Raw genomic sequence first — 26282 nt, forward strand, 5'->3', positions numbered from 1 at the left:
GTCGTGAAAAAGTGGGTTTTGAATTGGGGCTGGCTGGCCCTCTATGCAGTTGTATTAGGAATATCGGTCTGGATCATCACCTTGAATGGCCCGGAGCCCATTGAAGAGCCACAGACAGAGAAGATCACACTGACCTTCCGTCACTTCTGGATTAAAGAGCATGACCGGAATATGCTGAACATCTTCGAGGATGTGGTCGACTCCTTCCAGCAGTCGCATCCCAATATCAAGGTGAATTTTGAGGGCATGGATCAGACGGTGCACCGCGAGCAGAAGCTGAAGAGTGAGATGGTGACGGGGACACCGCCGGATATGTTTGTTCTGTTCGCAGGTGCTGAAATTGAACCTTATGTCCGTTCAAACCGCCTGATGGATTTAACGGATCACATGAATACGAACCGTATTGCAGGGAAATTTCGGAACCTGGACGCCTGGACCTATGATGGAAAAGTGTACGGGCTCCCGATAGAAGGAAATGCCGAGCCGCTCTTCTACAATCGAGATATCTTTGAGAGGCTGGGAATTGAGCCGCCAAGGACGATTGCAGAGCTGGATGAAGCGGTGCATACACTTAAAGAGAACGGAATTATTCCGTTTGCGCTCGGGAATGAGGAGCGGTGGCCCGCAGCCATCTTCGCTCATTATTTAATGGACAGATATGCCGGTTCAGGCCTGATTAACGAGCTGACACGAGGGAATAGCACGGCGAGTTTCAATAATAGCGCTTATCTTCAAGCCTTAGTTCACTTTAAGGACTGGGTCATGGAGGGAGCGTTCAGCGATCCTGCCAACGACTTGTCGACAGAGGATGCGATCGATCTGTTTACTTCAGGCCAGGCGGCCATGTATTTGAACGGAAGCTGGGATATCAATTTGTTTCATTCCGCCTCGGGAGGGGAGGATTTCTCGGAACGCGTAGGCGTTATGTCTTTTCCAACGGAAAAGCTGGGCCAACAAGCCGCCTTGGCCGGAGGCTATACGATAGGAATTGCACTTTCAGCCAACCTGGAGGATGCTAAACGGGAAGCCGCGCTGGAATTGCTTAATGCTTTTTACACAGAAGAAGTACAAAGACGCATCGTATATGAGGGACAGCGGATCCCATCGATGGACATTACGTTTGATGCAGAGAAGACCGGGCCTGTGTTTGAACAGGTACTTGGATTGATTGAGCAAAGCGACCATATTTTCTTGCCTTATGATAATGCTATGTCTCCGGAAGTCAGCCAGGCCTTCCTGAAGGTAATCGGAGAATTAATCACCGGCTCCGTATTACCTGCGGAAGGGCTGGATGAGATCCAGTCAACCTCGGAGCAGTATTGGCAGCTTCGCGGCAGCTCGATATCCGACTAATCAGGAGGGGTGATGTATGGAGGGCGGAGAAGTAAAGTATCGCGTAATTCTGGTTGATGATGAACCGATCATTCTGCGCAGCCTGAAGGTGGCTATTCCATGGGAAGAGCTGAACCTTGAGATTGTGGGAGAGGCGCGAAATGGTGAAGAGGCGCTGCGGTTGGTTCGGGAGCATGCTCCGCATATGATTATTAGCGACATTCGTATGCCTGGTCTGGATGGAATCAGTCTGATGAAGGAAGTTATGGCCGAGAGTGCCAAGAGGTTATTTATCTTTATCAGTGGTTATAGTGAGTTTGAGTATGCCAGGGAAGCGTTACGGGAAGGCGCATTCGATTATCTGCTGAAGCCGATCGACCATGATGAGCTGATAGTAATGATACAGCGGGCAATCAAGAAGCTGAACAAGCAGGAGGAGAACGAGCATTTACTGCACTCCGCACAGGTGCTGTCAGAGCTTGCGCGTGAGCGAATGTTTGCTGAGCTGATTGAGGAAGGCGAAAGCGGAAGCCACCTTCGCCATATGCAGTGGCTTGAAAGCGGGAAGCTGCAGGAGGGTTATTTTGTGGCGGTTGTTCAGCTTGACCATTATTTAAAGCTGGCGGATATGTGGCCGCCGCATGAGCGAAGATTATGGCTGTTTGCCATTCGCAATATTCTGAATGAATGGTCGCTCTCTCAAGGCGCGCTTACCGTGTTTCCATTTCACAGCGGAGAGTGGATTATCTTGTTCCCCGGGGGACTGCTTACGAACAGGGAGCAGTTGGGACAAGATTTAATCTCACAGATCAAGCTGCATACCAAGCTTCCTTGCTCCATTGGCTTCAGTCCGCTTGCGGCAGGGATAACGCAGCTGGGAGAAGCTTATCAGCAAGCCGGCAAGGCGCTTTATCAAAGATTCTATCGGGATAGCGAGGGAGTCTTTGTAGAGGAACTGGGGAGAGCGGGAGGACAGTCGGCCGATACGGCCAAGTATCCGAAGCATTTGGAGGAGCAGATGCTTGAATGCATCCGGACGCTGGATGATCAAAGGCTAATGAGACTGCTCGAAGAGACCAGGGACTTCATTGAAGGCCATGCGGTTGCAAGAGAGTCCGCTCAGCGCATGCTGGTGGAGTTGACGGTAGTCCTCTACAGGGAATTTGAGCATATGAAGCTGCCTTTGGAATGGTCATTGGAAGGCCTGCTACAGGAATTGCATGCCTCTGAGACGCTGCCTGACATCATCGATTTGCTCATCCGTATCTTCGGTGAGGGCATCTCCGCTAGCAAATTATCAGAGCCGAAGGAGCAAATTCATCGGCTGATCGAAAAGACTCGCGAATATATTGCAAGTCATTATCACAAGGACTTATCCATTGAAGAGGCTGCAGAATTTGCAGGGCTGAGCATCAGCCATTTCTGCCTGTTATTTAAACAAGAGACTGGATACACCTTCCTGGAGTATCTGACAGAATGCCGAATCGGTAAGGCAAAATATATACTGAAGAATAGTCAGGTCAAAGTGTACCAGATCGCCCCGCTGGTGGGTTACCAGGATCCAAGATATTTCACTCAGGTATTCAAGAAGATGACAGGAATGACACCGAGCGAATATCGGGAGAGCCCCAGCAGGGATGAATAACTTAGTACAGATACAAACAAAAAGCCAGTGCCCGGGTTAAAACCTAAGGGCACTGGCTTTGTCTGATTTCACGTTCAATTATGGATTAAGAACGTCCTCTTCGCATCGAGCCCATGATCAGACTCACGATAAAGACGAGAACAACGGCACCGATTAATGCCGGGACGAAATAGAAGTCTCCGATCACCGGTCCCCAGTTGCCCAGAATCAGACTCCCGAGCCAGGCTCCAATGAAGCCTGCAATTATGTTCCCGATTACGCCGCCGGGAATATCTCTACCCATAATAAGACCGGCCAGCCATCCGATGATACCGCCAATAATTAATGACCACAAGAAACCCATCATTTATCACCTCTTAAGTAATTAATTTTCTTGTCGTTTACTATTAACCAAAGGTGATGTTTTTAAACATGAGAGTAAGCTGATCGCACATTATTGCGGGGTATCATTCAGGGTTAGGCGGTCTTCCTTACTATCTCTTTCTTTTGAAAAAGGCCACGAAACCAGCTGCCGATAGTAAGAAGAGAAGAGATGCTCCTGTTGCAACCGCTCCCTCTGCAGAAGCTGCTCCGCGGCGGGCGCCATTCTCTTGTCCGAAGCCAAAGTCGAAGCTAAAATCGCCGCGTCCGCCCCCGCCCGGTTGTCCGTTCCATTCCGGAATTTGTCCCTCGGTCTGTCCGCCTGGAGCCTGCCCCTGAGGCATTTGTCCGCCAAACGCAGGGAACAGTCCTTCCGCTTCTCCTTGAGACGCTGTTGTATTATTCTGCCCGCGATTGCGGTTCATATCCCCGCCAAAGCCGCCCATACCTCCGCCGCTGCCGCTTCCGTCACCGGAGGAAGGAATGGTGCCGTCAAGCTGCTGGGAGATGTTCTCTACCTGTGAAGCATTCGTAGCAATCAGGCTTGGCACGGCCGCTTGGAATTCCTCATAGCTGTAGAACGCATTAGGATCCGCTTGCACGTAAGGCGAAATCATGGCTGCCAGCTCGTTTACTCTGGCTGTAAATGTGTCATTGGACAGGTATCCGTCAACCGCCTCCTGGAGAATGGAGTGGTAGAGCTCCTTGTACTCCTGAACCTCCAGAAGCTTGGCCACAAGCGGCCGGTCAGCCACCGCGCCTTGTGTCGGCTCATCAATCAACAGACTGCTGCCGGACGCTCTTCCGAAGGCCGGAGCAGCAGTCTCCTGCGGTTCACTCTGTCCGGCGGGATCGGTGCTATCGGTACTCCCCCCGCCTGGCGGTTCAGGTGTACTTTCATCTTCATTGCCTCCGCGGTTGCCGAAGCCTCCGAAGCCGCCCATACCTCCTGGCATACCTCCGCCCAAGCCGCCAAAGGCCATATTGTAATCCCAGGGCAAAATGGAGAAGATTCCGTCATCTTCATACAGGTAATAGTTTTGTTTATTCTGCCCGATGTAGCTGTCCATGTTGTTGGTTGCCACATTGAGCGCAATATATTTAAGCGATTCTTCAACATCAAGAACCTTCTCGTAATCACTGCCATTATTAAGCTCATTGATCATATCAATAAGAATGTCATCATTCGTCGTTTTAGACTTGAGCGCCAATCCGGTATAAGCGGAAGGATCGTCGCCAAGCCAGGTTAGATCGCTGCCGCTGCCGGTCATCTCGCCTTTATACAGCGCGCCATAGGAATTGCCGAAGTGACGGTTCAAATACGCATCCCCGATCTGTTCGATGGCGAGATAGAAGCCCCACAATTCATCATTGATGTACACATTGACATAGGAGTATTTTGGTGTGGGAAGACCCAGCTGTTCGGCCAGCTCATATGTTAAAAATTCCCGCATGGAGGAAGCGTCGCTATAGTTGTTATTCAGATTGATTTTGCTGATTCCATCCAATGTCTGGTCTACATACTCGTCGAACGACAGCTTGAAGCTGTATCGGTCAGAATCGGGCATTTGCACGACGCTTCGCAGGGAGAGGTTTCCTTTGGTACGAATCCCGATATGCTCGAAATGCTGGCCGTTGTAATCTACGGATGCCTGCTTGTATTCCTCGGCGCTGGCATTGTCGAGCATATCCTGAAAATCCTCGCTGTCGATCGTGATTTTTACGTCTACGACCTTGTCTTTAGGGAAGACCTCCTCATTCAGCTTCTGCTCTGTCTTGGATACCGTGGCCTGACTCCCTGAATCCTGAGTCATGGTCGCAGTGGCCCCTCCGCAAGCAGTCATACCTAGGATCAGAAGCAGCGAGCAGCAGGACAGAAGCAGCTTAGAATATCTGCTCTTCATGGTAGGTACCTCCATCTGAAATTAGGATACATAATCGCCGTTATAGCTGATCAGAACCGCATTTTTTACGCCGCCAAGCTCACAGATTTGATTAACGAAGCGGCCTTCGCCGTCACGCAGGCGAACCTCTAGTGTCATTTCAATATTGTGCGGGGTTACATTTTTCTGCTTCACATTGTACCGCTTCACAAGCTGCTTCATCTGATTGTGAACAAGCAGTTCGCTCTCATCGCTGTCGCAATTAACGACGAGCAGGTAGGGAGCGTCTGCCGAGGTATTCTTGATGAACAGGAACAGAACAAGACCGACGATGGCCGATCCGATAGCGGCAAGCGAGTAGAATCCGGCGCCGGTTACAATCCCGGCCGCAGCGGCCCAGAACAGAAAGACCAGGTCGGTAGGATCCTTAATCGGTGTTCTGAAGCGAACGATGGACAGGGCGCCGACCATCCCGAGTGACAGCACGAGGTTAGAGTTGACGGCAATAATCACCACTGCGGTAACCATAACCATCCCGATCAGAGATACATTGAAGCTTTTGGAATAGAGCACCCCGCTGAACACACGCTTGTACAGGATAAAGATGAATAATCCGATTAAAAAGGCAACGCACAGTGTGATAATGATATTAGAAATGCTGATATTCGATGAGAAATTTTCCAGGATCGAATTTTTGATAATATCGCTAAAGCTCGTCGAAGATGAATTCGCCGTTTGCATAAATTATTGATCCTCCCAATGATTATTTTTAAGATATTTGCAGCAGATGACGTATTTGGATGCGGCTTGCTGGTGAAGACCCTCCATTTGCACGGCTGCCTTGATATATTCAGGCAAATACTCGTCGTATTTGACCTCCATAATGATATGCTGGTCATCAAGGGCCGGTACGGGATTGAATGACTGATCGAAAAGATCCGTCGCATGCAGGCCGGTTCGAAGCTCCTTATCGAAGGTAATCCGGACATTGCCGTTCCCGCATACATAAGGCTCCCGCACATAGTCGACGATGACCCTTGGACGAAGGAGATGCTGCTTCATTTCCAGGTACAGCTCCATGGCAAAGGGGTTGGCCGGTCGATGCAGAACCTCATAGTTTCCGTTTAAAATAGCTTCATACATGTCCCGATCCAAGGGCTCCTTCAGCTTGGCGATATAATCTCCGCATTTGATCTTTTTCTCAAAAAGAATCAGCCGGTCGCTGCGGTTATAAACGCGGATCCGGTATTTATGACGATCGCGGAAGCCGCCGAGCTTCTCGGAAAGTGCAGAATTCTCATAATCGTCGAAGTAGAGGCTGCGAATATGGTACTCGCCATTCGTGGAAGCATATTTATCCGGTCGAACCAGATTTTTAAGACGCTGACGGATAATGAAGTATTGATGCCGATTGATCATAAACTTTAGCTCATGGCGAAACTTCAGGTTGTTGTATGCCTTGTTCACTAATACACCTCATTTCATTGGCAAAGTAACTGAACACTTCCTAACGCTAACAGGCATTGCTGATTTTAGACTTAATGGAAACTGAATATAGCCTGAATGTTTTTACATTCGCTTGACATATGGAAGTTACTAGTAAAAAATGCTGTGTATGAGCCCGTTAGACAGGAGGAAATAGAATGAATGATGGAATCGGCCTGAAGCTGGGCTGGGCGGCCCTATGTATATTTCTTGCAGTTGCACTTGTTCTGTTTTTGTTGCAATACAAGCCGAGCAATACCGGAGCGGGACGTGGGAAGAAGACGGACGAAGACACGGCTAGTCTGAATGTAAAATCGGTGGTAACCACATTTCGAGGGGATCCTCGTACCTCAAGAGCCTTCACCTGGTATTCCGAGACGAAGCTCGCAGGTATTCTTCAGATGGCCAAAGGGAATGCGCCGGATGCTTTCGATAGTGAAACGACCGTGATTTACGAGGCTCAGACTACGATCGTGAATACGAAGAAAGACGGCAAGCAATATTCACACAAGGTGGAGGTAACCGGTCTGGAGCCGGGATCGGAATACATATACCGGATTGGAGAAGGAAAAGAGGGCGAATGGAGCAATGCGGCAGTAATCAGGACAGAAGGAGTGGAGGAGGAGACGTTCACTTTCCTGAATGTAACGGATTCGCAAGGCGTGAGTAAGAAGGATTTTGCCGTATGGGGACGCTCGCTTGATAGCGCTTTTGCACAATTTCCCGATGCGTCCTGGATTTTGCATAATGGAGATCTAACCGAGGATCCGACAGATGAGAAGGCGTGGGATTACTTCTTTGGCATCCCGTCGGACTGGCTAAGCCGGCTTCCGTTGATGCCTGTGACCGGCAATCATGATGAGATTGCTGGTGAATCAGATCGATTTACAGCTCATTTCTACGTTCCTGATAACGGGGAGCAGAATTCTAATCCCGGCACGACCTATTCATTTGACTACGGCCACGCCCATATTGTCGTCCTGAATACCGAATCCAGCCTCAAGCAGCAGACAGCATGGCTTAAGCAAGACCTGGAGAACACAGATCAGACCTGGCTGATCGCAGCGATTCACCGTCCGGCTTACGGGGGGAACATGTACAAAAAGCTAGACGACTGGATAGCCGTATTTGATGAATATGGGGTCGACCTTGTCCTTCAAGGGCATAATCACGAGTATTCCCGGTCATTCCCTCTTCGGGGCGGGGAAATCGTGCAGCCGGAAGAAGGCACGGTCTACGTGACGACCAATGCCTCCGGCCGAAAATTCAACGAGAAGAAAGAGGATCAATTCTATCATGCGGTCCATTTTCAGAATGGACAGCCGATGTATGCGGGCATTACGGTCAGTGAAGATACCTTGACCTATCAGGCCTTTGACATTGAAGGCAAGCTGCTGGATGGATTTGTACTGGACAACCGGAAGAAATAAGATCTCGCAAGAATGGATTCTTATCGCTTTGACAGGGCGCCACGGTGCCGGCTTTTCACCAGCAATAGCAGACAGAATGGCAGAAGTACGGCCAGAATGGCGAGTCCCCACAGCATATCGCTCCAGCCGACGATGCCTTCTGACATCAGCCGATAATACGCGTAAAGCGAGTAAGGAAGTACCGGAACGATGGCGGTAGCCACACCAGGGGTGTACATCTTAAGCAAGAGAGCTTGCCCGATGTGCGTGAATACATGAAGAAAGTACAGGTGCAGTACAGCCAGGAACAGGAAATAGCTTTGAAAGAATGCAGCAAGCAAGGTTGCGGTTACGATGATTGAGTAGACTACGAGCACATCCTGGGCGAAGCGATGTGTATTCATTTGAAAGGAAGAGGCATACATCTTCTTAGCGAATCCGGGCAATGCTTTGAGGATTCCCGGTCCTTTCGCATTGCCCCATTTCTCTACTGTTAGGATTTCTTCAAAGTCATGGAACATGAATGTGATGGGAAACAGCCATAACAGGCTGGATACATCGATATGGGCATCAAAAAACTGAAGCACGAGCTGCATCACATATTCACTCCTCTTATTCGCCTTCGCCGGTCTCTGCGGCGGTTAATCCTTAAGCACAGTACGTGTCATTCGGCTGGCGGGCTTTGCGGTTGCTGCCGGATAAGCCGGTTCCCGAGGGTTAACTCCGCAGAGCTCGGCGCACTCGCGAAAGGCAAAATGCCGGCAGCCAAGACAATGGTCTTTGTTCAAATTCGAGAGCGCCGCATTGATCGCTTCTCCGGTATGCTCAAACAGATGCTCTTCACCGATAAGCTGAAGTCCGCCTGTCTTGGTGAGAAGCCTTCTTGGCTGCGCCCGGAGCGAGGTGACATGAACCGTTACCCCCAGGTGCTGAAGCCGCTTGATCAGATCCATCAGGTGAGCTTCGCCGGTTGTATCCATGAAGGGGACGTTACGCATTCGCAAAATAACCGACTTCAGCTGATGTCCGCTCTCGATCCAGTCGGAGAAGGCGGCGAAGCTCTGAGAGGCGCCAAAGAAGAGGGGACCTTCTACTGTGAAAATAGAGCATTGCGGACAGTCGTGTTCCGCGGATACGATGTCTGCGGATACCTTCGCCTTGCCGGACGAGAGGTCGGGCAGCACCTTGCGGACCGTCAGCATCTCGCTCATCCGCTTGATGAAGAGGAGAACGGCAACAATCAATCCAACCTCTACGGCTGTGGTCAAAGTTGTAAACACCGTGAGCAGGAAAGTCAGCACCAGCACGATACTGTCGCTTGTCCGTGCCTTGACGAGCGCGGTAAATGCTTTGCGCTCGCTCATGTTCCAGGCGACCATCATCAGAATCGGAGCCATGCTGGCAAGCGGAATTGCTGAGGCATACGGGGCAAACAAGATGACGATAAGAAGTACAAAGAAGCCATGAATGATGCCTGATATCGGGGAGACTGCGCCATTTTTAATGTTCGTAGCCGTGCGGGCAATCGCTCCTGTCGCGGGAATCCCCCCGAAAAATGGAGTAACTATATTGGCAACTCCCTGACCGATCAATTCACGATTGCTGTTATGGCGCGTACCGCCCATGCCGTCCGCCACAACGGCGGAGAGCAGGGATTCGATACTGCCGAGAAGCGCAATGACGAGCGCAGGCTGTATCATTGCCGTGATTCGATCCCAGGATAGATCCAGGCCATGAATGGTCGGCAGGCTGGCGGGAATAGCACCATAGGCAGACCCGATCGTGGCAACCTTGTCAGGGAACAACCAGACGGCAACCAGTGTGGACAGAATAATACCCACTAGGGAGCCCGGCACCTTGGGCAGTACTCTTGGCGTTACAATCAGGGCAGCAAGACAGATAGACGCCACCAGAATGCTGTACAAATTCAGTGAAGGCAAGCGGAGCACGATTTCTTTCATGCTATCGTAGAAGTACTCGTGCCGCTCCATATTTTGAAGCCCAAGAAAGCTGGCTATTTGTCCACTGAAGATCGTCACAGCAATTCCTGCGGTAAATCCGATCGTAACGGGCCGGGGAATAAACTTGATTAATGCCCCGAGCTTAAACACACCCATTAGTACCAGAATGATGCCTCCGAGGAATCCGGCAATCAGCAGATTTTCATAGCCATACTGCATAACGATCGCAAGGAGAATCGGGATAAATGCTCCGGTTGGACCCCCAATCTGGAATCGGGAGCCTCCCAGCAGCGAGATCAGAATTCCCGCGATGATTGTCGTGTACAGCCCGTATTCGGGCTTCACTCCCGAAGCAATGGCAAAGGCCATGCCGAGCGGGATTGCTACAATACCTACGATACATCCTGCAACAATATCCTTACGAAATGCTTCCTTCGAGTAACCGCTAAATCTCCCCGACCACTTCATCCAATAACCCTTCTTTTCTAATTATTAGCTCTTCCGAATACCTTTTAGCAGTGAGATAGACTCTACGAGATGATTATCAAAAATCTGACGCGCCACGGCGAGCAAGTCCTTAATTAACGGATCACGCAGTGAATATACGACGGTCGTCCCTTCTTTCACGGTATTGACCAGATTCTTTGCACGCAGGACCGATAGTTGCTGTGATACGGCGGAGCCCTCAGAGCCAAGAATCGTCTGGAGCTCGTTTACGCTCTTCTCTCCGTCACATAGCACCTCCAGAATCCGGATTCGCATCGGGTGGGCAAGTGCTTTGAAAAATTCGGCTTTAAACTGCTGCAAGTTCGTATGATCTTCCATACCAGACCTCCTAGCATTCAAGAATTCAAATATTCAAAGATTTGAATATTCAATACGGATAAGATGATAACATACAAAGAAATGATCTGTACAGGACAAAAAAGCACATTTCCTTCGGCAGCTCCAAGCCTCTATGATGTAAAAAAACAGCCTGCCTCCCTTGTTAGCAAGGGAGGGGGCTGCCTGTGGATGGCGATAGAGTCTAATTTGGCATAATCCGCTTCGAAGCATGTACCTGGAGTCGAAATAATGCTAGCGCCCCAGTCAGTGACGGACATTCGTTATCGGCCGGGGCATATCTTTTGGCACATTAATCCTCAAGCAGAGTAGCGCAGGGCAGACTAGCTGGCAATTCGTGCCTTATTTCTGGTGATATAGTAGATTGTTAATTCGATCAGCAAGATTATGAGGACGGACAAGCCGAACAAAGGCATAAGTACTCCCAGAATCAATACGGTGAGCAATGCGCCAATAGACCAAGGCTTATTGATTCTCTGCGGAAGATTGAGGTCTCCTGGCTTTATCCTTTTCATCCACGAAGTGAACCCCATTACAATAGTCGCCAAGAAGGTAAGACAGACTAGCAGATTCAAGATTTTATTAGCTACTCCGAATAAATGCCCTTCATGCAGAGGAATTCCCCAAGTGAACCATTTCCCGATGATTCCATAATCCGCAAAATCGATTTTGGCAATCAGTTCACCGGAATATTGGTCAAAATAAGCAGTTGTCTCCTCATAGGGACTCACATCCAGACCGGTAACGCCGGTGTTGCTGCCTTTGGAAACGGTAAATACACCAAACTCGTTGGACGGGTAGATAATAGAAAATGGGCGGGAGATCTGCTCGGCTTGAGCTTGTTTGATTATTGCCGCCAAGCTTTGCTGATAATCCAGATTAATAGAGATCTCGCCCGTTAGGTGATGGTCCTCATGACCATCACCTTGGCCTGAGACGGGTTGGTCCAGGCTTCGGGTGGCCCACGGAATTTCATTTACATCGGATTGAGGCGGATTATATCGCAACTCCGTTCTTCCCAAGGCCGGATATTCTTGTCCCAGCTTGCTGATATGGCTGCCCATGAAGACGGACCAGGGAATTCCGGTTAATATAATCACAATAAGCGGTATGGCAATAATCAACCCCAGCACGGCATGAATCTTCTGAAAGCGAAACGGTTTGCTGGCTTTGGCAGATTTAGCAGTGAGCAGTTTCTTCTTGAAGGTCATATAAATGCCCGACACAATAAGAAAGACTGTCCAGCAGGCCGTCAGCTCCACCATATAGCGTACCCAGGTCTCTTCCGTCAGCAGCGAACTATGGAAGTTTCGCATTAAATTGGAATAGGTCTGCTCGGCATTTTGACTAGCCACAATTTGATTATGATGGTCGAGGAAAATATACTGTGTCTCTCCTGTGGAATTCTGGATGGTTACCCGATTGTTGTAGGGGTCCTCCATGATACTGATTTTGGCAATCGTATAGTCCGGGTATTGATGACTGATTTGCTGAATCGCCTCATCCATACTTTGCTTGGTCGTGATGCCGCTGTCACCGAAAAATTCATGCTCGTATATATTCTTCTCGACATCCGTATAGAACAAGAAGCCAATACCGGACAGGCTCAATGTAATGAGCAGTGGAGTAATCAGCCAAGCCGCGTAGAAATGAAGTCGGCGAAACGGATTAAAGGTGTTTTTATGACCCATGGGGTTCTCCTTATTATCATATTTCCACGCTTCTGTGGATCCAATGCAACCATGTTAATCTATTTAGATAGGGAGCACATGACTCCAATGGGCTAGTTTAATTGTAATATTTTTAAATTTTAATGAAAATCTCCGGAAATGACTTGACCACCGCCATCCGGCTTGCCGGGCGGCATTTTCTGCCTTCATACATAACATGATGATTAGCATACCGTTGCTTCAAATCGTAATTTTTTTGAATAACACTACCAATTTCAAAAGATCATGTTATAATCGTAAATATTACTAATAACAAAGAGGGTGAAGGACAATTACACGCTATCTGCTTCAGCGACTCCTGCAGCTGGTTCCGGTGCTGTTGGGGATTTCTTGCATCGCTTTTGGTCTCATGCATCTAACTCCAGGTGACCCGGCGGAAATTATGCTGCGGGCGGATGGCATCAAGCCTACATATGAAGCGATTGAGGCGACCAGGCAAGCGCTAGGCCTGGACGGTCCTGTATATATGCAATACGTGCATTGGCTGTCCCGTTTATTTCGGCTTGATCTTGGTATCTCCTATAGCAGTGGACGGCCTGTTTTCACGGAACTGATGAGCCGCTTTCCCGCTACGGCGGTGTTGACTACCGGTTCACTGCTGGTGGCGTTGGGAGTTGCCTTGCCGCTGGGCATTGGCTCTGCCCTTTATCCGGGAAGCTGGCTGGATCGCTTGGGTCGGGGGTGTGCGCTGCTTAGTGTATCTATGCCTGGTTACTGGCTTAGCCTGATACTCATTTACTATGGAGGCGTCAAACTCAAGCTGCTGCCTGTGACAGGAATGGAGGGACCATCCAGTCTCGTCTTGCCCTCCATTGCCTTGGGATTTGGCTTGGCAGGCATTTATATCCGATTGATTCGTACCAGCTTGCTGGATATCCTTGGAAAGTTATATATCAAAGCGGCCCGGGCCAAGGGACTGGCCGGTTGGGCGGTGATTGCCAAGCACGCCCTCCGTAACGCATGGCTGCCCAGCATGACCTTACTCGGTATTCACATGTCCGCTTTGCTTGGTGGCTCGGTCGTCGTGGAGACTATTTTTTCCTGGCCGGGACTCGGTAAATATGCGGTTGATGCTATTTTTGCAAAAGATTACATTGTCATCCAAGGTTACGTATTACTGATGGCGCTTGTCGTTGTCCTGGTCAATTTGGCGGTAGATATGCTGCATATGCTGCTGGACCCCAGAATCAGGCTGCGCTAAGTGCTTGTAGAAGGAGCGGCATGCTTTGATGTTTCAGACACGACTACTACGAACGGGAGCCGCTCGGGTCGGGGCAGCTATCGTTCTGTTATTTCTGCTTGTGGGCATCTTGGCGCCGTGGCTTGCCCCATCTGACCCGCTCCAGATCCATATGGAGCATAAATTAAGTCTGCCTTCTCTGGAATATCCGCTGGGAACGGATCATTTGGGACGATGCGTGTTATCCCGCTTAATTTTCGGCATACGAACCTCGCTTTATTATTCGCTGATGGTTCTTACGGCTGTGTTCTCCATCAGCGTGCCTATTGGCCTGCTGGCGGGCTATGCCGGTGGCAAGGTCGATCATGTTATCATGCGGATCATCGATATTCTACTGGCCTTCCCGAGCCTGATCCTTTCCCTGGCGATTACCGCCATGCTGGGACCCGGCATGGAGAACCTGATGATTGCTTTCGTGGCGGTATGGTGGACCGGATATGCCCGTGTCATTCGTGGAATGGTCCTGCAAATCAAGGAAAGTGATTATATTATGGCAGCCCGAGCCGCAGGAACCTCACATCTGCAAATCGTATTTCGGCATATTCTGCTGAATACGGCTCGTCCGATCCTGGTCCTGGCTTCGCTGGAGGTTGGAACCATAATTCTATCCATCGTAGGCTTATCCTTCCTGGGTCTTGGCGCCCAGCCACCTACACCGGAGTGGGGCATTATGCTGAATGACAGCCGCCCCTATATTCAGACTGCACCACGCTTGCTCTTGTTCCCTGGGTTAACGATCATGCTCGTGGTATTGGGATTTAACTTGCTGGGTGAGGGGCTTAAGCCGTCTAATCACGGGCTGGCCGAAGCACGGAAAGAGGAGGAGGTATCTCCATGATGGTGGATGCAAGACCTCCCGTCCTTCGAATTGAGCATTTACGGGTTAGCTTCCGCACCGGACAAGGATCACAGGTGGCAGTGGAGGATGTGAGCCTGGAGGTGAAGCCTGGGCAGATCGTGGCTCTGGTCGGTGAGAGCGGGAGCGGCAAAAGTGTCACGGCGATGGCGGCGATGGGCTTAATCGATCCCCCGGGACAGGTGGAGGACGGCAACATTTGGCTAGGCGACTGTAACCTTCGCACCTGCTCGGAACGTCAGCTTCAGCAAGTACGCGGCCAGGAAATAGCCGTTATCTTCCAAGACCCGGTCAATGCGCTGAACCCTGTCATTAGCATAGGCAAGCAGTTGGTGGAGAGCGTGAGACAACACCGGCAAGTATCAGCGCAGGAAGCCAAGAAGCTGGCCTTAAGCCAAATGCAGCAGGTCGGGCTCGCTCAGCCGGACAGCTTGTTTCATAAGTATCCTTTTCAAATCAGTGGGGGCATGTGCCAACGGGTTATGATCGCAAATGCCTTGCTTGCGGGTGCCGATCTACTCATCGCCGATGAACCGACTACGGCTCTGGATGTGACGATACAGGCGCAAATACTTAAGGAGTTAAACCGCGTTCGGCATGAGGCGGGGATGAGCATTTTACTCATCACCCATGATCTTGGCGTTGTCGCCGAGCTGGCCGACTATGTGTATGTTATGCGTGCCGGAAGGATCGTGGAGCAAGGGGATGTGTACGACATATTCGCCGCACCCAAGCATCCTTATACGAAATATTTGCTGGATTGCCGCTAGCCGTGTGACTAAGCCTTTTTTATGAACTACACATATTTGACTAACAGAGAGCTAGGGAGAACACAGAGCTATGGAGCTGTTGAGAGCCAACAATTTAAGCAAAACTTATCATACTGAAAGGGGCTGGCTGGCCGCAAAGCTTCCCCCTGTGCGGGCGGTGAGCCAAGTCAATCTATCTCTCGCTCCCGGAGAGAACCTGGGGCTGGTGGGGGAGAGCGGCTGTGGCAAGAGCACCTTGGCCCGGCTGCTGATGGGACTGGAGAAGCCATCCTCCGGCCAGGTATTTTACCGGAACATGGAGTTTACGCATTGGAAGCAGCGACAGATGCAATCTATCCGGGGCAAGGTGCAGATGATCTTCCAGAATAGTCTGGCTGCATTTAATCCCCTGTTCACGATTGAGCAAATCGTTGATGAGCCGCTGCGCAACTATGGTTGGAACAACCATAAGGCTCGCCAATCCAGAGTGGTAGAGACCCTGGAACGGGTTGGATTGGGTTCGGGTTATCTCAAACGGCTTCCCCATGAGCTCAGTGGGGGCCAATTACAGAGAGTAGGCATCGCCAGGGCGATTGCCTTACAGCCGGAGTTAGTCATTTGCGATGAACCCTTTTCCAGCCTGGACATGACCCTGCGCAAGCAGATGATCGACTTACTGCAGGAACTGAAGCGAGAACTAAGTCTGGCCTACGTTTTTATCACTCATGATCTATCCATTGTACATCGCTTATGCGACAGTGTAGCCGTGATGTACCAAGGTGAAATCATAGAGAAGCTATCGGGAGCAGACCTGCTGCTGGATGCCAAGCATTCCTATACACGCACGTTGGTGGCATCTGTGCCCATCCAGGACCCGAGGCAGAGAGAGACATTCAATTACATGTAAAGCAGCGACAGAAGGAGAGTTATTATCCATGAATAAACCTTTTATTAGACAGCGTCGTTTGATTTCCAGCCTGACCCTGACCTTACTCGTCGTAGTGCTGGTGGTGGCAGGCTGCAGCAATAATGGACAATCCTCCAATAGTACAAATGCAGCAAATACCGGTAATGAGCAGCAACAATCCACTTCTGCGGGCGATGCAGCGAAAGAGCAGGCGCTTAAAGTAGCCATCTCAGCCGATTCGGGACTTGATCAATTGGATGCTGGTACTTATAAAGGCTCTATGACCGTGCATGCCATGATCTATGACGGGTTGGTAGAGTATGGGGAGAAGGGAGAGATCAAGCCTGCGCTGGCGGAGTCCTGGGAGATATCCGAGGATGGCAAGGTATACACCTTCCATCTGCGTCAAGGCGTCAAATTCTCGGATGGCACTCCATTTAATGCCGAAGCCGTCAAATTTTCCTTCGAACGCTGGATCAAGGACCCGGCCAACACCTTAAATGTAGCTACTTCCCTGGAAGCTCTGGAGGTGGTGGATGAGCACACGGTAACGATGAACTTTAGCAAATCCTACTATCCCTTCTTGACGGAACTGTCCTTTGCCCGTCCGGTACGGATTATTAGCCCATCGGCTGTGGAGCCGGCTGGCGATGTGAACGGTCAATTCGTCAGTCCGATCGGGACGGGGGCTTGGATGGCCGAGAGCTATAAGACGGAACAGGAAGCCGTGCTCGTAGCCAATCCTTATTACTGGGGCGAAAAGCCGAAGCTTACCAAAATTGTTCTGAAGGTTATCCCTGATCCGCAGTCACGTGTCATGGCCCTGCAAAGCGGTGATATTGACATCGCCGGAGGCCAATTAGGCAAAATTCCGGTAGAGAGCATCCCGGTCATTGAAGGCGATGCCTCACTGAGTCTGGAGCGGACCCCGGGTACGAACTCCCATTTTATGATTTTTAACTATGACACGCCTGCCTTGCAGGAGCTGAATGTTCGTAAGGCAATCAATCTGGCAATCAATAAAGCAAGCATTGTCAACGATCTGATGAACGGTATCGGCAGCGAAGCTACCGGCTTGTTCCCTATGACGGTGCCGTATGTCACCGAATCCAATCAGACCTGGTATGGATTTGAGCCGGAGGAAGCCAAGCGGCTGCTGGCAGAAGCGGGTTACGGCGAGGCTGACGGTGAGGGCGTGGTCTCGAAGTCCGGGGAGCCGCTGGAGCTGAACCTGGTGTTGCAGCAGGCGGAATTTCCGGAATGGAAGCCTTTTGCCGAACTGATTCAATCGGAGCTGCAGGAGATCGGTATCCGGGTTAACCTGCAGGTGCTGGAACCTAACGCTTATTATGATGCTCTATGGAAAACAAGGGAGTATGATCTGATACTGTACCGTACGTATGACGATGCCTATAATCCGCATTCCTTCCTGCTATCCTTATTTCATGCAACAGGTGAAGCGCCGGCTGTCGTATGGTCCGATGCGAAGCTGGAGGCGCTGATTGACCAAGCGGTAGGCACCACTAATTTGGAAGAGCGTCAAACTGCTTATGACTCTATATTTGCTCAGATGTACGAGCAGGCCATGTTTGCAGCCATTTATTTTCCTGATGATGTCCTGGTTAGAAGTCAGCGGGTTACGGGTTATAAGGCCGGATACACTACGTTTACACCGATCTTCTGGAATCAACTGAATGTGGGTGAGCAATGATGCTGAAGGAAATTTCCAAATATTGGACTTCCAGTTCGAGCAGTTATGATAAAGTGATCCAAACTCAATTTCGCAGTAAAAAAACAGTTGCGCTGTGGAAATCCCTGCTTGTGGAAGGGATGGGGGAGCGTTCCGGGCAGAAGGTACTGGATGTTGGCACCGGCCCCGGGTTTTTCTCCATCTTGCTGTCCCAGATGGGACATAAGCCGACGGCGGTGGACGCCTCTTCTGGTATGATCGAACGAGCAACGGGAAATTTTCGCCACTTCGGTTATGAGGTTCCCGCTTATGTGGGTGATGCTGCGAATTTGCCAGCCGAGGCGGACAACAGCTATGATACCGTCGTATGTCGCGATGTGGTCTGGACATTGCCAGAGCCACAGAAGGCTTATGCCGAATGGTTTCGGATATTGAAGCCAGGGGGTGTCCTGATTGTGTTTGACGGGAATTACATGTATCAGGAGAGCCGGAGCTTGATGCATCGCTTGTGGTATGCCCTCTCCTGGGTCTTGATTCTAGTGACGGAGAGACGAGTGCGGCAGCGGAATCAGGAGGATCGCAGCCTGCTGAGCGGCTTGCCCTTTGTGCGCGTCCTGCGTCCGGAGGCGGACGAGGAGGCCTTGAAGGCTGCGGGCTTTACCACTCTTAACGTAAGACGGAACTACATTCCTGCGGCTGCCTTGCCGCTTCAATATTTGAAGTACGGACATCAAAATGTCAATCGCTTTATGATTGTTGCAAGGAAGGAATTATCACACAAGCACTGAACTTCCTCTCTCATCTGCTTGTTAAAGGGTTGGCTCGAAGGGCTGACTGTGTTAACGTATACTATAATGAGAGGAGGCGGATTCACATGTTCATCGTGACAAGAACTACGATCATAGAGGCAGGAAATAGCGAGGAAGTTCTCAAGCGCTTCAGCGAAGACAAGCCGGTGGACGGCATGGAGGGCTTAATTGATCGGATCGTCATGGTCAATACCAAGAGCAAGGAGCATGAAGAAGTCGTTATGATCATCCGCTGGGAGTCGAAGGAAGCCTGGAAGAATTGGGAGAAGAGTGATGTTCATATCCAAGGACACCGGGAAAATCGGGGACAGCAGCCTCCGGCTTATATTATCAGCACAGATGTTAAAACCTACGATGTTCATGCTGTGAAGAAGGGGAAAGCTTCAAATTAAGCGTAGTGAATGCACCACTTTAAAGCATACGGAATGCGCCAATACCGCCGAGGTGTTGGCGTTTTGTCTTTATAAGGAATGAGCCGGCCTGTTGACAGACTTTTTTCATAAAAGGTAGACTTTTAGCAAGGGAAGAGGAGGCGTGCGCTATGAAACTAATCTCATGGAATGTAAATGGGCTGAGAGCCTGTGTCAATAAAGGATTCAATGACTTCTTTGCCGGCGAGGCTGCGGATATTGTCTGTCTTCAGGAGACGAAGCTGCAAGAGGGACAAATCTGCATGGAGATTGGCGAGGAATATGAGCAGTACTGGAACTATGCGGAGAAAAAGGGCTACTCCGGAACCGCGGTCTTCACGCGGCTCAAGCCGCTCAGCGTCCGGTACGGGATGGAGGAGGACAGCGAACCGGAGGGGAGAGTGCTCACTCTGGAATTTGAACACTTTTTCCTGGTGAATGTCTATACGCCCAATGCCAAGCGCGACTTATCAAGACTGGCGTACCGCATGGAGTGGGAGGACCGCTTTCGCACCTACTTGCAGGGACTGGATTCAGTGAAGCCCGTGATCGTCTGCGGAGACTTGAATGTGGCGCACCGGGAGATTGATTTGAAGAATCCGAAGCCGAACATCGGTAATGCCGGATTTACTGATGAGGAGCGGGGGAAAATGACAGAGCTGCTGGAGGCGGGCTTTATCGATACCTTCCGCTATTTTTATCCTGATCGAGAAAATGTGTACAGCTGGTGGTCCTACATGCCAAAGGTACGTGAACGGAATGTGGGTTGGCGGATTGATTATTTTCTGGCATCAGAGCGTCTGGCTCCACAGCTTGAGGATGCACAGATTTCTTGTGAGGTCATGGGCAGCGACCACTGTCCGGTGGTGCTTTATCTGAAGGAAGGAAGCGTCGCTTGATCCGGCCGGTTCTGATACTGGATCGGACCCATGCTGCCTTGGAAGGCGACGTGCTTGAGCATTTCGCATTGGACGAGCTGTTATGCAGGTATACTGGAGAGGGAGGGCCGGCGGTTTGCCATTTGTGGAGACATGCCGGCTCCTTTGTCATGGGCTCGCGTGACAGCCGGCTTCCGCAGACCGGTACCGCAGTAAGGGCGCTGCATGCCAGCGGGATCGATGCCGTCGTAAGACATTCCGGCGGGGCGGCGGTTCCATTGGATGCCGGTGTAATCAATGTTTCTCTGATTCTTCCTATTCCGGGGGTTAGCCATCGGCAGGATTTTCGGCAGGATTTTCAAAGGATGGTCAGCTTGATTCAAAGGGCTGTGGTGCAGGCATGCAGAGCGGCTGGCGCGGAGGAGGCGGAGGTGGCAGCGGGTGAGATTGAAGGGGCATTCTGTCCGGGAGACTATGATTTAAGTGTCGGAGGACGCAAGTTTTGCGGAATAGCCCAGCGCAGGCAGCGTAAGGCTTTTATCATCCAGGCCTTCGTCATTGTGGAAGGCTCCGGAAGTGCAAGGGCGAGACTGGTTCGCTCCTTCTATGACACGGCAGCTGCAGGTGCCGATCCGGGGCAATATCCCCTTGTCATCCCGGAATATACAGCAAGTCTTGAGGAACTAACCGGCTTAGGTAGCGGAAAAGCGGCCATTGCTCGATTTATCGAAGGCGTGAAGCAGGTCATTAGTGCTGGGAATGCAGAGCAGGTTACGAATGCTGACGCTGTGGAGCTAATCTTGGCCGATAAGGCCAGGATTAAAGAAACTGCCGCCAAGCTAAGGCAGCGATATGAGCTACCATAGTCTGACGGCAGAAGGCTCTTAACTATTCATTTCCGGCATTAGGGGATGTTAATGATGACCGGTCCAGCCTTTTTAATGCGCAGCCATTTGAAAACTTCCGAACCGATATCAATCAGTGTGACCAAAATAATGAGATAAATCAGGTTTCCGGTGACCGCCTCCCAGATCCGGTTAACAGTCGTGAAGAACTCGCTGCCTGCTTCAGTGAACATGCCGGTTGCCTGCAGTTGTTCCATAAAGGCAGGATTCCAGAAGTTAGGCTGTGACAGCAAGAATCCGGCAAAAATGACGACTGCTACGCTGAGCACAATGTGGTAGGCAAGCAGCCCGGCAGTCCGTTGACGAACCAGCATTTTATAGATTTCCTTCCCAACGCCTGCAACGCCAAAGGCCACGATGAATGGCCAGAAGCGGTATAGAACATCAAAGTTGATTAAGGGTACGATGCTTAATTTACCGTTTGCCGTCGTATAAACGGCAAGCAGTTCAGCACCGCTAAGCAAGACAATGGTTAAGAGAACCGTAAAGATAATTCCCGTAATCGGTTCGCTCAGCTTGATCTCGGCACGGGAGTCGGGAACCGGGGGCAGATCGGAAGGCTGCCATGACATGGAACCGGACTCGCCAGGCGTCTTTTTGCGGATTCCGTATTCGATCAACGCGAACACCACAGTTACCCAGACAAAGCCTTGAGAAGCCGCACTGACGATGGAAGTAATGTAGCTTGTAAACTGATTTGTAATCTCGTTCGGCCGAAGCGCAGTCTCAACCACAAAAATAACCGACAAAGATGCGATAACCGCGATCATTACAATCTTGATGACGGAAAGATAGGATTCGAACAATTGAGGACCCACCAAATAACGTTCATGTCCCCGGTATTTGGCTGCCATGGCGGCAGGGTGGCCTAATTGCAGCAACACTTGCTCGGCCTCTTCAGGAGTCGGAGCCGGGCCAGCGGCTTGCTCCTCCAGCATATCTTCAATCAGGCCGTGGAGCTCCTTGCGAATATCCTCCCGCATGCCTTCAGGCAGCCTGCGGATCACCGCATGCACATAACGATCGACAACCTCCATACATCATGCCTCCTCAATTAATGATTTTTGTCACGGCTTCATTAAGCGTCTTCCATTCCAGGCAAAGTCCCGCATATACCTCGCGTCCAAATGGAGTAATCACATAATACTTGCGAGGACGCGCCTCGTTTGTGTCCCAGTTGCTCTCCAACAGCTCCTGCTTTTCCAGCCTTCTAAGAAGCGGATACAATGTTCCTGGATCGACAGGGATCCCCTTATCTTCAAGTACCGTTACTAGCGAGTAACCATATTGCGGTTCCTCCAGCTGGCTCAGTACACCGATAATGATCGTACCTCTCCGCAGTTCGCTTAGTATCGTCTGTATAGTCTCAGCTACATCGGCCATATGATCAACTCCTTAATCTCACTATACTGTATGACGCACACTATTGTAAATAGACTAATAATAAATTGTTGACAATAATAATCAACACGTTAAAGCCCACACATCAAAGCCACATCAAATCCCAATATTGACAATGATAATCATTATCAATTATAATGCGGGTGTTGATTCCACATCGCTTAAGTCGATAGTGATTAAGAATAACGAGGGATGAGAGAGATGAGCAGAGTACTGATTGTATATGCGAGCCTGACGGGGAATACTGAAGAGATGGCCGAATTCATTGCGGAAGGAATCCGTACTGCGGGATCTTCGGCAGATTTGAAGGAAGTTGAGCAATGCAGTGCTTCGGAAATGATGCGCTATGAGGGTGTTCTTCTGGGCGCTTACACTTGGGGAGATGGAGAGCTCCCGGATGAGTTTGAGGATTTCATCGATGAGATGGAGGAGCTGGAGCTTGCGGGGAGGAAGGCGGCTGTATTCGGAAGCGGGGATACGACCTATCGCCTTTACTGCGGCGCTGTTGATGTCTTGGAAGAGAAGCTGAGGGAGTTCGGCGCTGTTGTGGAGCAAGAAGGATTAAAGGTGGAGTATGGACCCAATGCAGAAGAGAAGCAATTGTGCAGGGAATTCGGTGCGCGTTTTGCCCAAAGCCTGCTTGGCGCCTCCTGATTCTTAAAGGCTGAGGATAGCAGCGGACTTCGAGGGCGAACGAAAGATTCGATGTCCAATCAGCCAGCTCAAATACTTCGTGATCAGAGATGATTTTTTGAAATGCCTCTTTAAGTTCATGGCTTGCAGGGCTACAATAACATAAAAGTGCGTGTTCAAAAGATGACTTTTTGAACAACCTCTAAAGCGCTGTGTTATGAAGGAGTAAGGCTAATGAACCTACAGACATTAAGACATCACCGGCAGCATCCGGATAACATTGGACAGGAGACTGCCCGTTCAACCTATGACCGCGATTATTCGCGGTTAATTCATTCCCCCACCTTCCGCCGGCTTCAGGGAAAGTCCCAGGTATTCGGGGCAGGGACCGGCGATTACTACCGGACCCGGCTGACCCATTCCCTGGAGGTGGCGCAGATTGCTCGGGAGGCGGCTAGAAGCTTGCTGCGGGCCTACCCGCAGGTTGCGATCGAACAGGCGGAGCATCCCGGGCTCGTTATTGATCCTGAAGTGGTGGAATGCGCGGCGATATGCCATGACTTCGGGCATCCTCCCTTTGGTCATAAAGGAGAGGAAGTGCTGGGGCAAATCCTTGACAATCTGATCGAGCGCAAGGCGCAAGAGGCCATGTCAGGCAGAGATAATCTATCGCCAGATATGCAGCAAGAGCTGTATGATGCTATGCGGCGGAAGTATGAGCATTTTGAAGGGAATGCCCATAATTTTCGATTAATGATGTTTCTTGAGAAAAGGGAAAACATTGACGGGCTCAACCTGTCGGATGCGGTTCTGCTTGGAACGAACAAGTACCCCTACCCCGGAACCCTTAACAAAAAGGGGCTCTACCGTCATGAATGGCAATATATATCAAAGATCCGGGAACGATGGAGAATGCCGGAAGGCAAAAAGACGTTTGAGGCGCAATTAATGGATTTATGCGATGATATCGCTTATTCGGCGCATGATCTGGAGGACGGAATCAAAGCCGGCAAAATTGAAGTACATGAGCATTTCCTGTTTGACTCGCACATTCAGCGGCTCATTGTCGAGAAAATTATGACGCTGGATGATTTTTTCTGGGCAGGGTGGATGCCTGAGCAGATTGAGATCAAGGTCATGCAGGTGTTGAATCTGTTCCTAGACGTATGGAATGCAAAAATGCCGATATGCGATCACGACTACTCCAGAACCCGCAGAGAGGTAAAGGCCCATTGGGTCAGTCTGTTTGTCGGCAGCCTGGGGGTGGTCGAGGAGGAGAATTGGCAGAAGGTCACATTTGTCAAGGAAGGCAGGGAAGACGAGGATATGCTGCGCACGGTCAGTGTGCTGAAAAGCTTTGCTTGGGTGACAATGATCCGGGATTTGCGTGTTCAGCGGCTTCAGAAGCGCTCGTCCTGGGTCATCAAGCGTCTATGGGACGCCTTTGTCGATCCGGTTACCTCCAAGTCGATTATCCCCGGAGACTGGCTGCGCAGATTCGATCAAGATCAGAAGAAGTCCGACCCGATCTGGACCTGGGAGCATATGATTATTGACTATATTGCCGGAATGACCGATGCTTACGCGGAGAAAATATATAATGAGCTCTATGGACTCAAGGTAGGTACGATTTACGATTTGGATTAAGCTAAGCAGATGCGTCAAAAGGGGGCCAAATCATCGATAATGATGATTTGGCCCCCTTTTTCAGCGGGCTGCGTGCTCGCGCTATAGCGGCGGATTAGCATGGCATTTGCGGCAGACCGGATAATAGGATTCATTTCCCCCGATCTGAATTTGCTCTCCGGTATAGACAGGCTTGCCGTTTTCCACGCGCAGATTCATCGTTGCCTTTCGGGCACAGAACCAGCAGATGGTTTTCATTTCCTCAATTTTATCGGCATAAATGAGCAACTGGCGGCTGCCCTCGAACAACTGATTCTGGAAATCATTCTTCAAGCCGAAGGCCATCACCGGGATGTCAAGCTCATCGACAATTCGGACTAGCTGCCGGATGCTCGTCTCCCCGAGGAACTGACATTCATCAATCAGAACGCAGTACAGCTTCGGGGTGTGATCGCGAACGATGGCGAAGATGTCGGTATCCTCATAGATCGGAATCGCATGTCGGCGAAGACCGATCCGGGAAGAGACATAACCGATCTCGTCGCGGTTGTCTACAGCGGAGGTGAAGATAAGTACAGGCTTATTCTGTTCTTCGTAATTATGGGCAACCTTGAGAATCTCGATGGATTTCCCGCTGTTCATTGCTCCGTATTTATAAAACAATTGTGCCAATTCGGGACGTTCCTCTCTACAGTTCTTTTCATTGCAAGCAGGTTCTATTTTAACATAAAACGCTCGCCGGGTTTACCGTTAATTTACTCATACTTATGCCCTAACTACTTTGCCTCTGCAGTTCAACTGCAATGCAGCTTGCACCTCGATGTGTTATGCTGCAATGCAACAACTGCACTGCTATTAACTTACCGTCCTGACATACAAGCAGGAGATTAAGCACAGCCTTGAGCTAAGCGTGAATGGCAGCTTGCGCGATAGCTTATGCACGACGTCGATGACCTACCGCGCCTCCGGTCGCGATTTAATGAAATTACTTCCCTTAAAATCTTCATTCGACGCTCGAACCCACTTTTAGTGAAAAAACTTACCTTAGAACGCCAGTAACTAACCAAACCCACGTTTTAGTCAACTTTAAGTACAAAAATTTCACTATATCCGCATTTCTATCATTTCCACTGAATTTAAGGTAACTTTTTTCACTAGATGCGTAATAGTCCTATTTTCATGCAGTCGACCGATCCCGTCATACTGCGAAACACCGCGTACTGGAGGCTGTGCTCGGTGCAAGGTGTACTCATGCGTACTTGGTTGGTATTTTGCAGAATCTGCTGGAATTGCCTTGCTCTGCGGGCTTATTGAAATGGGGGTATCCCCAGTAATGATACGGTGTTGTCTACTTACTGTTTGAATGCATCTGCGTTTTAGAGGGAGTGCGGTGCAATCAGCACTATAAAGCCGAGCTCAAGAGCCGCGTAATAAGGGCATAAGTGTGAAGTGTTACAAGCTTTCTGTAGGAAAGCTACTTCGGAAGCATAAAGCGTAAGCGTTCGCCTTTGTGAGTGGATTTCTTCCTTT

At 50.2% G+C, this 26282-nt stretch carries 25 protein-coding genes; 14 read left to right on the top strand and 11 right to left on the bottom strand.

The annotated features are described in order from the left end of the window. Positions 1 to 3 precede the first annotated feature (3 nt). On the top strand, positions 4 to 1353 hold the full coding sequence (locus TX85_RS00075) for an ABC transporter substrate-binding protein (RefSeq protein WP_044477128.1): 1350 nt from the start codon (positions 4 to 6) through the stop codon (positions 1351 to 1353). 16 nt (positions 1354 to 1369) lie between these two features. Beyond that, a complete protein-coding gene (locus TX85_RS00080) occupies positions 1370 to 2977 on the top strand; it encodes a response regulator (RefSeq protein WP_044477129.1) in 1608 nt (535 codons plus the stop codon). Positions 2978 to 3062: 85 nt separating this feature from the next. On the opposite strand, the gene TX85_RS00085 is transcribed toward TX85_RS00080, so the two are convergent. The 4 genes from TX85_RS00085 to TX85_RS00100 form a co-directional block, all read right to left on the bottom strand. Beyond that, on the bottom strand, positions 3063 to 3320 hold the full coding sequence (locus TX85_RS00085; RefSeq protein WP_044477130.1) for a GlsB/YeaQ/YmgE family stress response membrane protein: 258 nt from the start codon (positions 3318 to 3320) through the stop codon (positions 3063 to 3065). Between the two features lie 130 nt (positions 3321 to 3450). Further along, positions 3451 to 5151 (bottom strand): CotH kinase family protein, encoded by a 1701-nt coding sequence (locus tag TX85_RS26185; RefSeq protein ID WP_392391826.1) that lies wholly within the window; start codon positions 5149 to 5151, stop codon positions 3451 to 3453. Positions 5152 to 5262: 111 nt separating this feature from the next. After that, positions 5263 to 5961 (bottom strand): DUF4956 domain-containing protein, encoded by a 699-nt coding sequence (locus tag TX85_RS00095; RefSeq protein WP_044477132.1) that lies wholly within the window; start codon positions 5959 to 5961, stop codon positions 5263 to 5265. Between the two features lie 3 nt (positions 5962 to 5964). Further along, positions 5965 to 6687, bottom strand: coding sequence for a polyphosphate polymerase domain-containing protein (locus TX85_RS00100; RefSeq protein WP_071784140.1), 723 nt, complete (start codon positions 6685 to 6687; stop codon positions 5965 to 5967). A 176-nt stretch (positions 6688 to 6863) separates the two neighbouring features. Here TX85_RS00100 and TX85_RS00105 point away from each other — a divergent pair, with 176 nt between their 5' ends. Further along, positions 6864 to 8135: a purple acid phosphatase family protein gene (locus TX85_RS00105; protein ID WP_049894725.1), complete on the top strand. Its 1272-nt coding sequence runs from the start codon at positions 6864 to 6866 to the stop codon at positions 8133 to 8135. Positions 8136 to 8155: 20 nt separating this feature from the next. On the opposite strand, the gene TX85_RS00110 is transcribed toward TX85_RS00105, so the two are convergent. The 4 genes from TX85_RS00110 to TX85_RS00125 form a co-directional block, all read right to left on the bottom strand. Next, positions 8156 to 8710, bottom strand: a complete 555-nt coding sequence (locus TX85_RS00110) for an HXXEE domain-containing protein (protein WP_081671593.1) — start codon at positions 8708 to 8710, stop codon at positions 8156 to 8158. Positions 8711 to 8755: 45 nt separating this feature from the next. Beyond that, positions 8756 to 10543 (bottom strand): SulP family inorganic anion transporter, encoded by a 1788-nt coding sequence (locus TX85_RS00115; RefSeq protein WP_044477134.1) that lies wholly within the window; start codon positions 10541 to 10543, stop codon positions 8756 to 8758. A gap of 24 nt (positions 10544 to 10567) precedes the next feature. Next, positions 10568 to 10900: an ArsR/SmtB family transcription factor gene (locus TX85_RS00120; RefSeq protein WP_044477135.1), complete on the bottom strand. Its 333-nt coding sequence runs from the start codon at positions 10898 to 10900 to the stop codon at positions 10568 to 10570. Positions 10901 to 11241: 341 nt separating this feature from the next. Next, positions 11242 to 12609 carry a PepSY-associated TM helix domain-containing protein gene (locus tag TX85_RS00125; RefSeq protein WP_044477136.1) on the bottom strand — a complete coding sequence of 456 codons (1368 nt, stop codon included), beginning with the start codon at positions 12607 to 12609 and terminating at the stop codon, positions 11242 to 11244. 322 nt (positions 12610 to 12931) lie between these two features. On the opposite strand from TX85_RS00125, the gene nikB reads away from it, so the two are divergent. From nikB to TX85_RS00170, 9 genes are all read left to right on the top strand, one after another. Next, the gene (gene nikB / locus TX85_RS00130) at positions 12932 to 13849 is read left to right on the top strand and encodes a nickel ABC transporter permease (RefSeq protein ID WP_262362639.1); all 918 of its coding nucleotides are present in this window, start codon (positions 12932 to 12934) and stop codon (positions 13847 to 13849) included. Between the two features lie 28 nt (positions 13850 to 13877). Continuing rightward, positions 13878 to 14726, top strand: a complete 849-nt coding sequence (gene nikC / locus TX85_RS00135) for a nickel transporter permease (RefSeq protein ID WP_044477138.1) — start codon at positions 13878 to 13880, stop codon at positions 14724 to 14726. Then, positions 14723 to 15514, top strand: a complete 792-nt coding sequence (locus tag TX85_RS00140) for an ABC transporter ATP-binding protein (protein ID WP_049894727.1) — start codon at positions 14723 to 14725, stop codon at positions 15512 to 15514. Before nikC ends, TX85_RS00140 begins: the two co-directional genes overlap by 4 nt. A 70-nt stretch (positions 15515 to 15584) precedes the next feature. Beyond that, entirely contained in the window at positions 15585 to 16400 is an 816-nt protein-coding gene (locus TX85_RS00145; RefSeq protein ID WP_044477139.1) for an ATP-binding cassette domain-containing protein, read from the top strand. A gap of 28 nt (positions 16401 to 16428) precedes the next feature. Beyond that, entirely contained in the window at positions 16429 to 18111 is a 1683-nt protein-coding gene (locus TX85_RS00150) for a nickel ABC transporter substrate-binding protein (RefSeq protein WP_044477140.1), read from the top strand. Beyond that, positions 18111 to 18878, top strand: a complete 768-nt coding sequence (locus TX85_RS00155) for a class I SAM-dependent methyltransferase (RefSeq protein WP_049894936.1) — start codon at positions 18111 to 18113, stop codon at positions 18876 to 18878. Before TX85_RS00150 ends, TX85_RS00155 begins: the two co-directional genes overlap by 1 nt. 86 nt (positions 18879 to 18964) lie before the next feature. Next, a complete protein-coding gene (locus TX85_RS00160) occupies positions 18965 to 19291 on the top strand; it encodes an antibiotic biosynthesis monooxygenase (protein WP_044477142.1) in 327 nt (108 codons plus the stop codon). Positions 19292 to 19440: 149 nt separating this feature from the next. After that, on the top strand, positions 19441 to 20208 hold the full coding sequence (locus TX85_RS00165; protein WP_044477143.1) for an exodeoxyribonuclease III: 768 nt from the start codon (positions 19441 to 19443) through the stop codon (positions 20206 to 20208). Beyond that, the gene (locus TX85_RS00170; RefSeq protein WP_081671595.1) at positions 20205 to 21053 is read left to right on the top strand and encodes a lipoate--protein ligase family protein; all 849 of its coding nucleotides are present in this window, start codon (positions 20205 to 20207) and stop codon (positions 21051 to 21053) included. Before TX85_RS00165 ends, TX85_RS00170 begins: the two co-directional genes overlap by 4 nt. A 38-nt stretch (positions 21054 to 21091) precedes the next feature. Here TX85_RS00170 and TX85_RS00175 read toward each other — a convergent pair whose 3' ends face one another. Both TX85_RS00175 and TX85_RS00180 read right to left on the bottom strand, forming a co-directional pair. Further along, positions 21092 to 22129 carry a hypothetical protein gene (locus TX85_RS00175; protein ID WP_044477145.1) on the bottom strand — a complete coding sequence of 346 codons (1038 nt, stop codon included), beginning with the start codon at positions 22127 to 22129 and terminating at the stop codon, positions 21092 to 21094. A 13-nt stretch (positions 22130 to 22142) separates the two neighbouring features. Further along, positions 22143 to 22475, bottom strand: coding sequence for a PadR family transcriptional regulator (locus TX85_RS00180; RefSeq protein ID WP_044477146.1), 333 nt, complete (start codon positions 22473 to 22475; stop codon positions 22143 to 22145). Between the two features lie 219 nt (positions 22476 to 22694). Here TX85_RS00180 and TX85_RS00185 point away from each other — a divergent pair, with 219 nt between their 5' ends. Next, a complete protein-coding gene (locus tag TX85_RS00185) occupies positions 22695 to 23147 on the top strand; it encodes a flavodoxin (protein WP_044477147.1) in 453 nt (150 codons plus the stop codon). Between the two features lie 213 nt (positions 23148 to 23360). After that, on the top strand, positions 23361 to 24773 hold the full coding sequence (locus TX85_RS00190) for a deoxyguanosinetriphosphate triphosphohydrolase family protein (protein WP_044477148.1): 1413 nt from the start codon (positions 23361 to 23363) through the stop codon (positions 24771 to 24773). An 81-nt stretch (positions 24774 to 24854) separates the two neighbouring features. On the opposite strand, the gene TX85_RS00195 is transcribed toward TX85_RS00190, so the two are convergent. Continuing rightward, complete coding sequence (locus TX85_RS00195; RefSeq protein ID WP_044477149.1) at positions 24855 to 25424, bottom strand: thymidine kinase; 570 nt, start codon at positions 25422 to 25424, stop codon at positions 24855 to 24857. Between the last annotated feature and the right edge of the window lie 858 nt (positions 25425 to 26282).

The sequence above is a fragment of the Paenibacillus antibioticophila genome (assembly GCF_000455265.1).
GTDB lineage: Bacteria > Bacillota > Bacilli > Paenibacillales > Paenibacillaceae > Fontibacillus > Fontibacillus antibioticophila.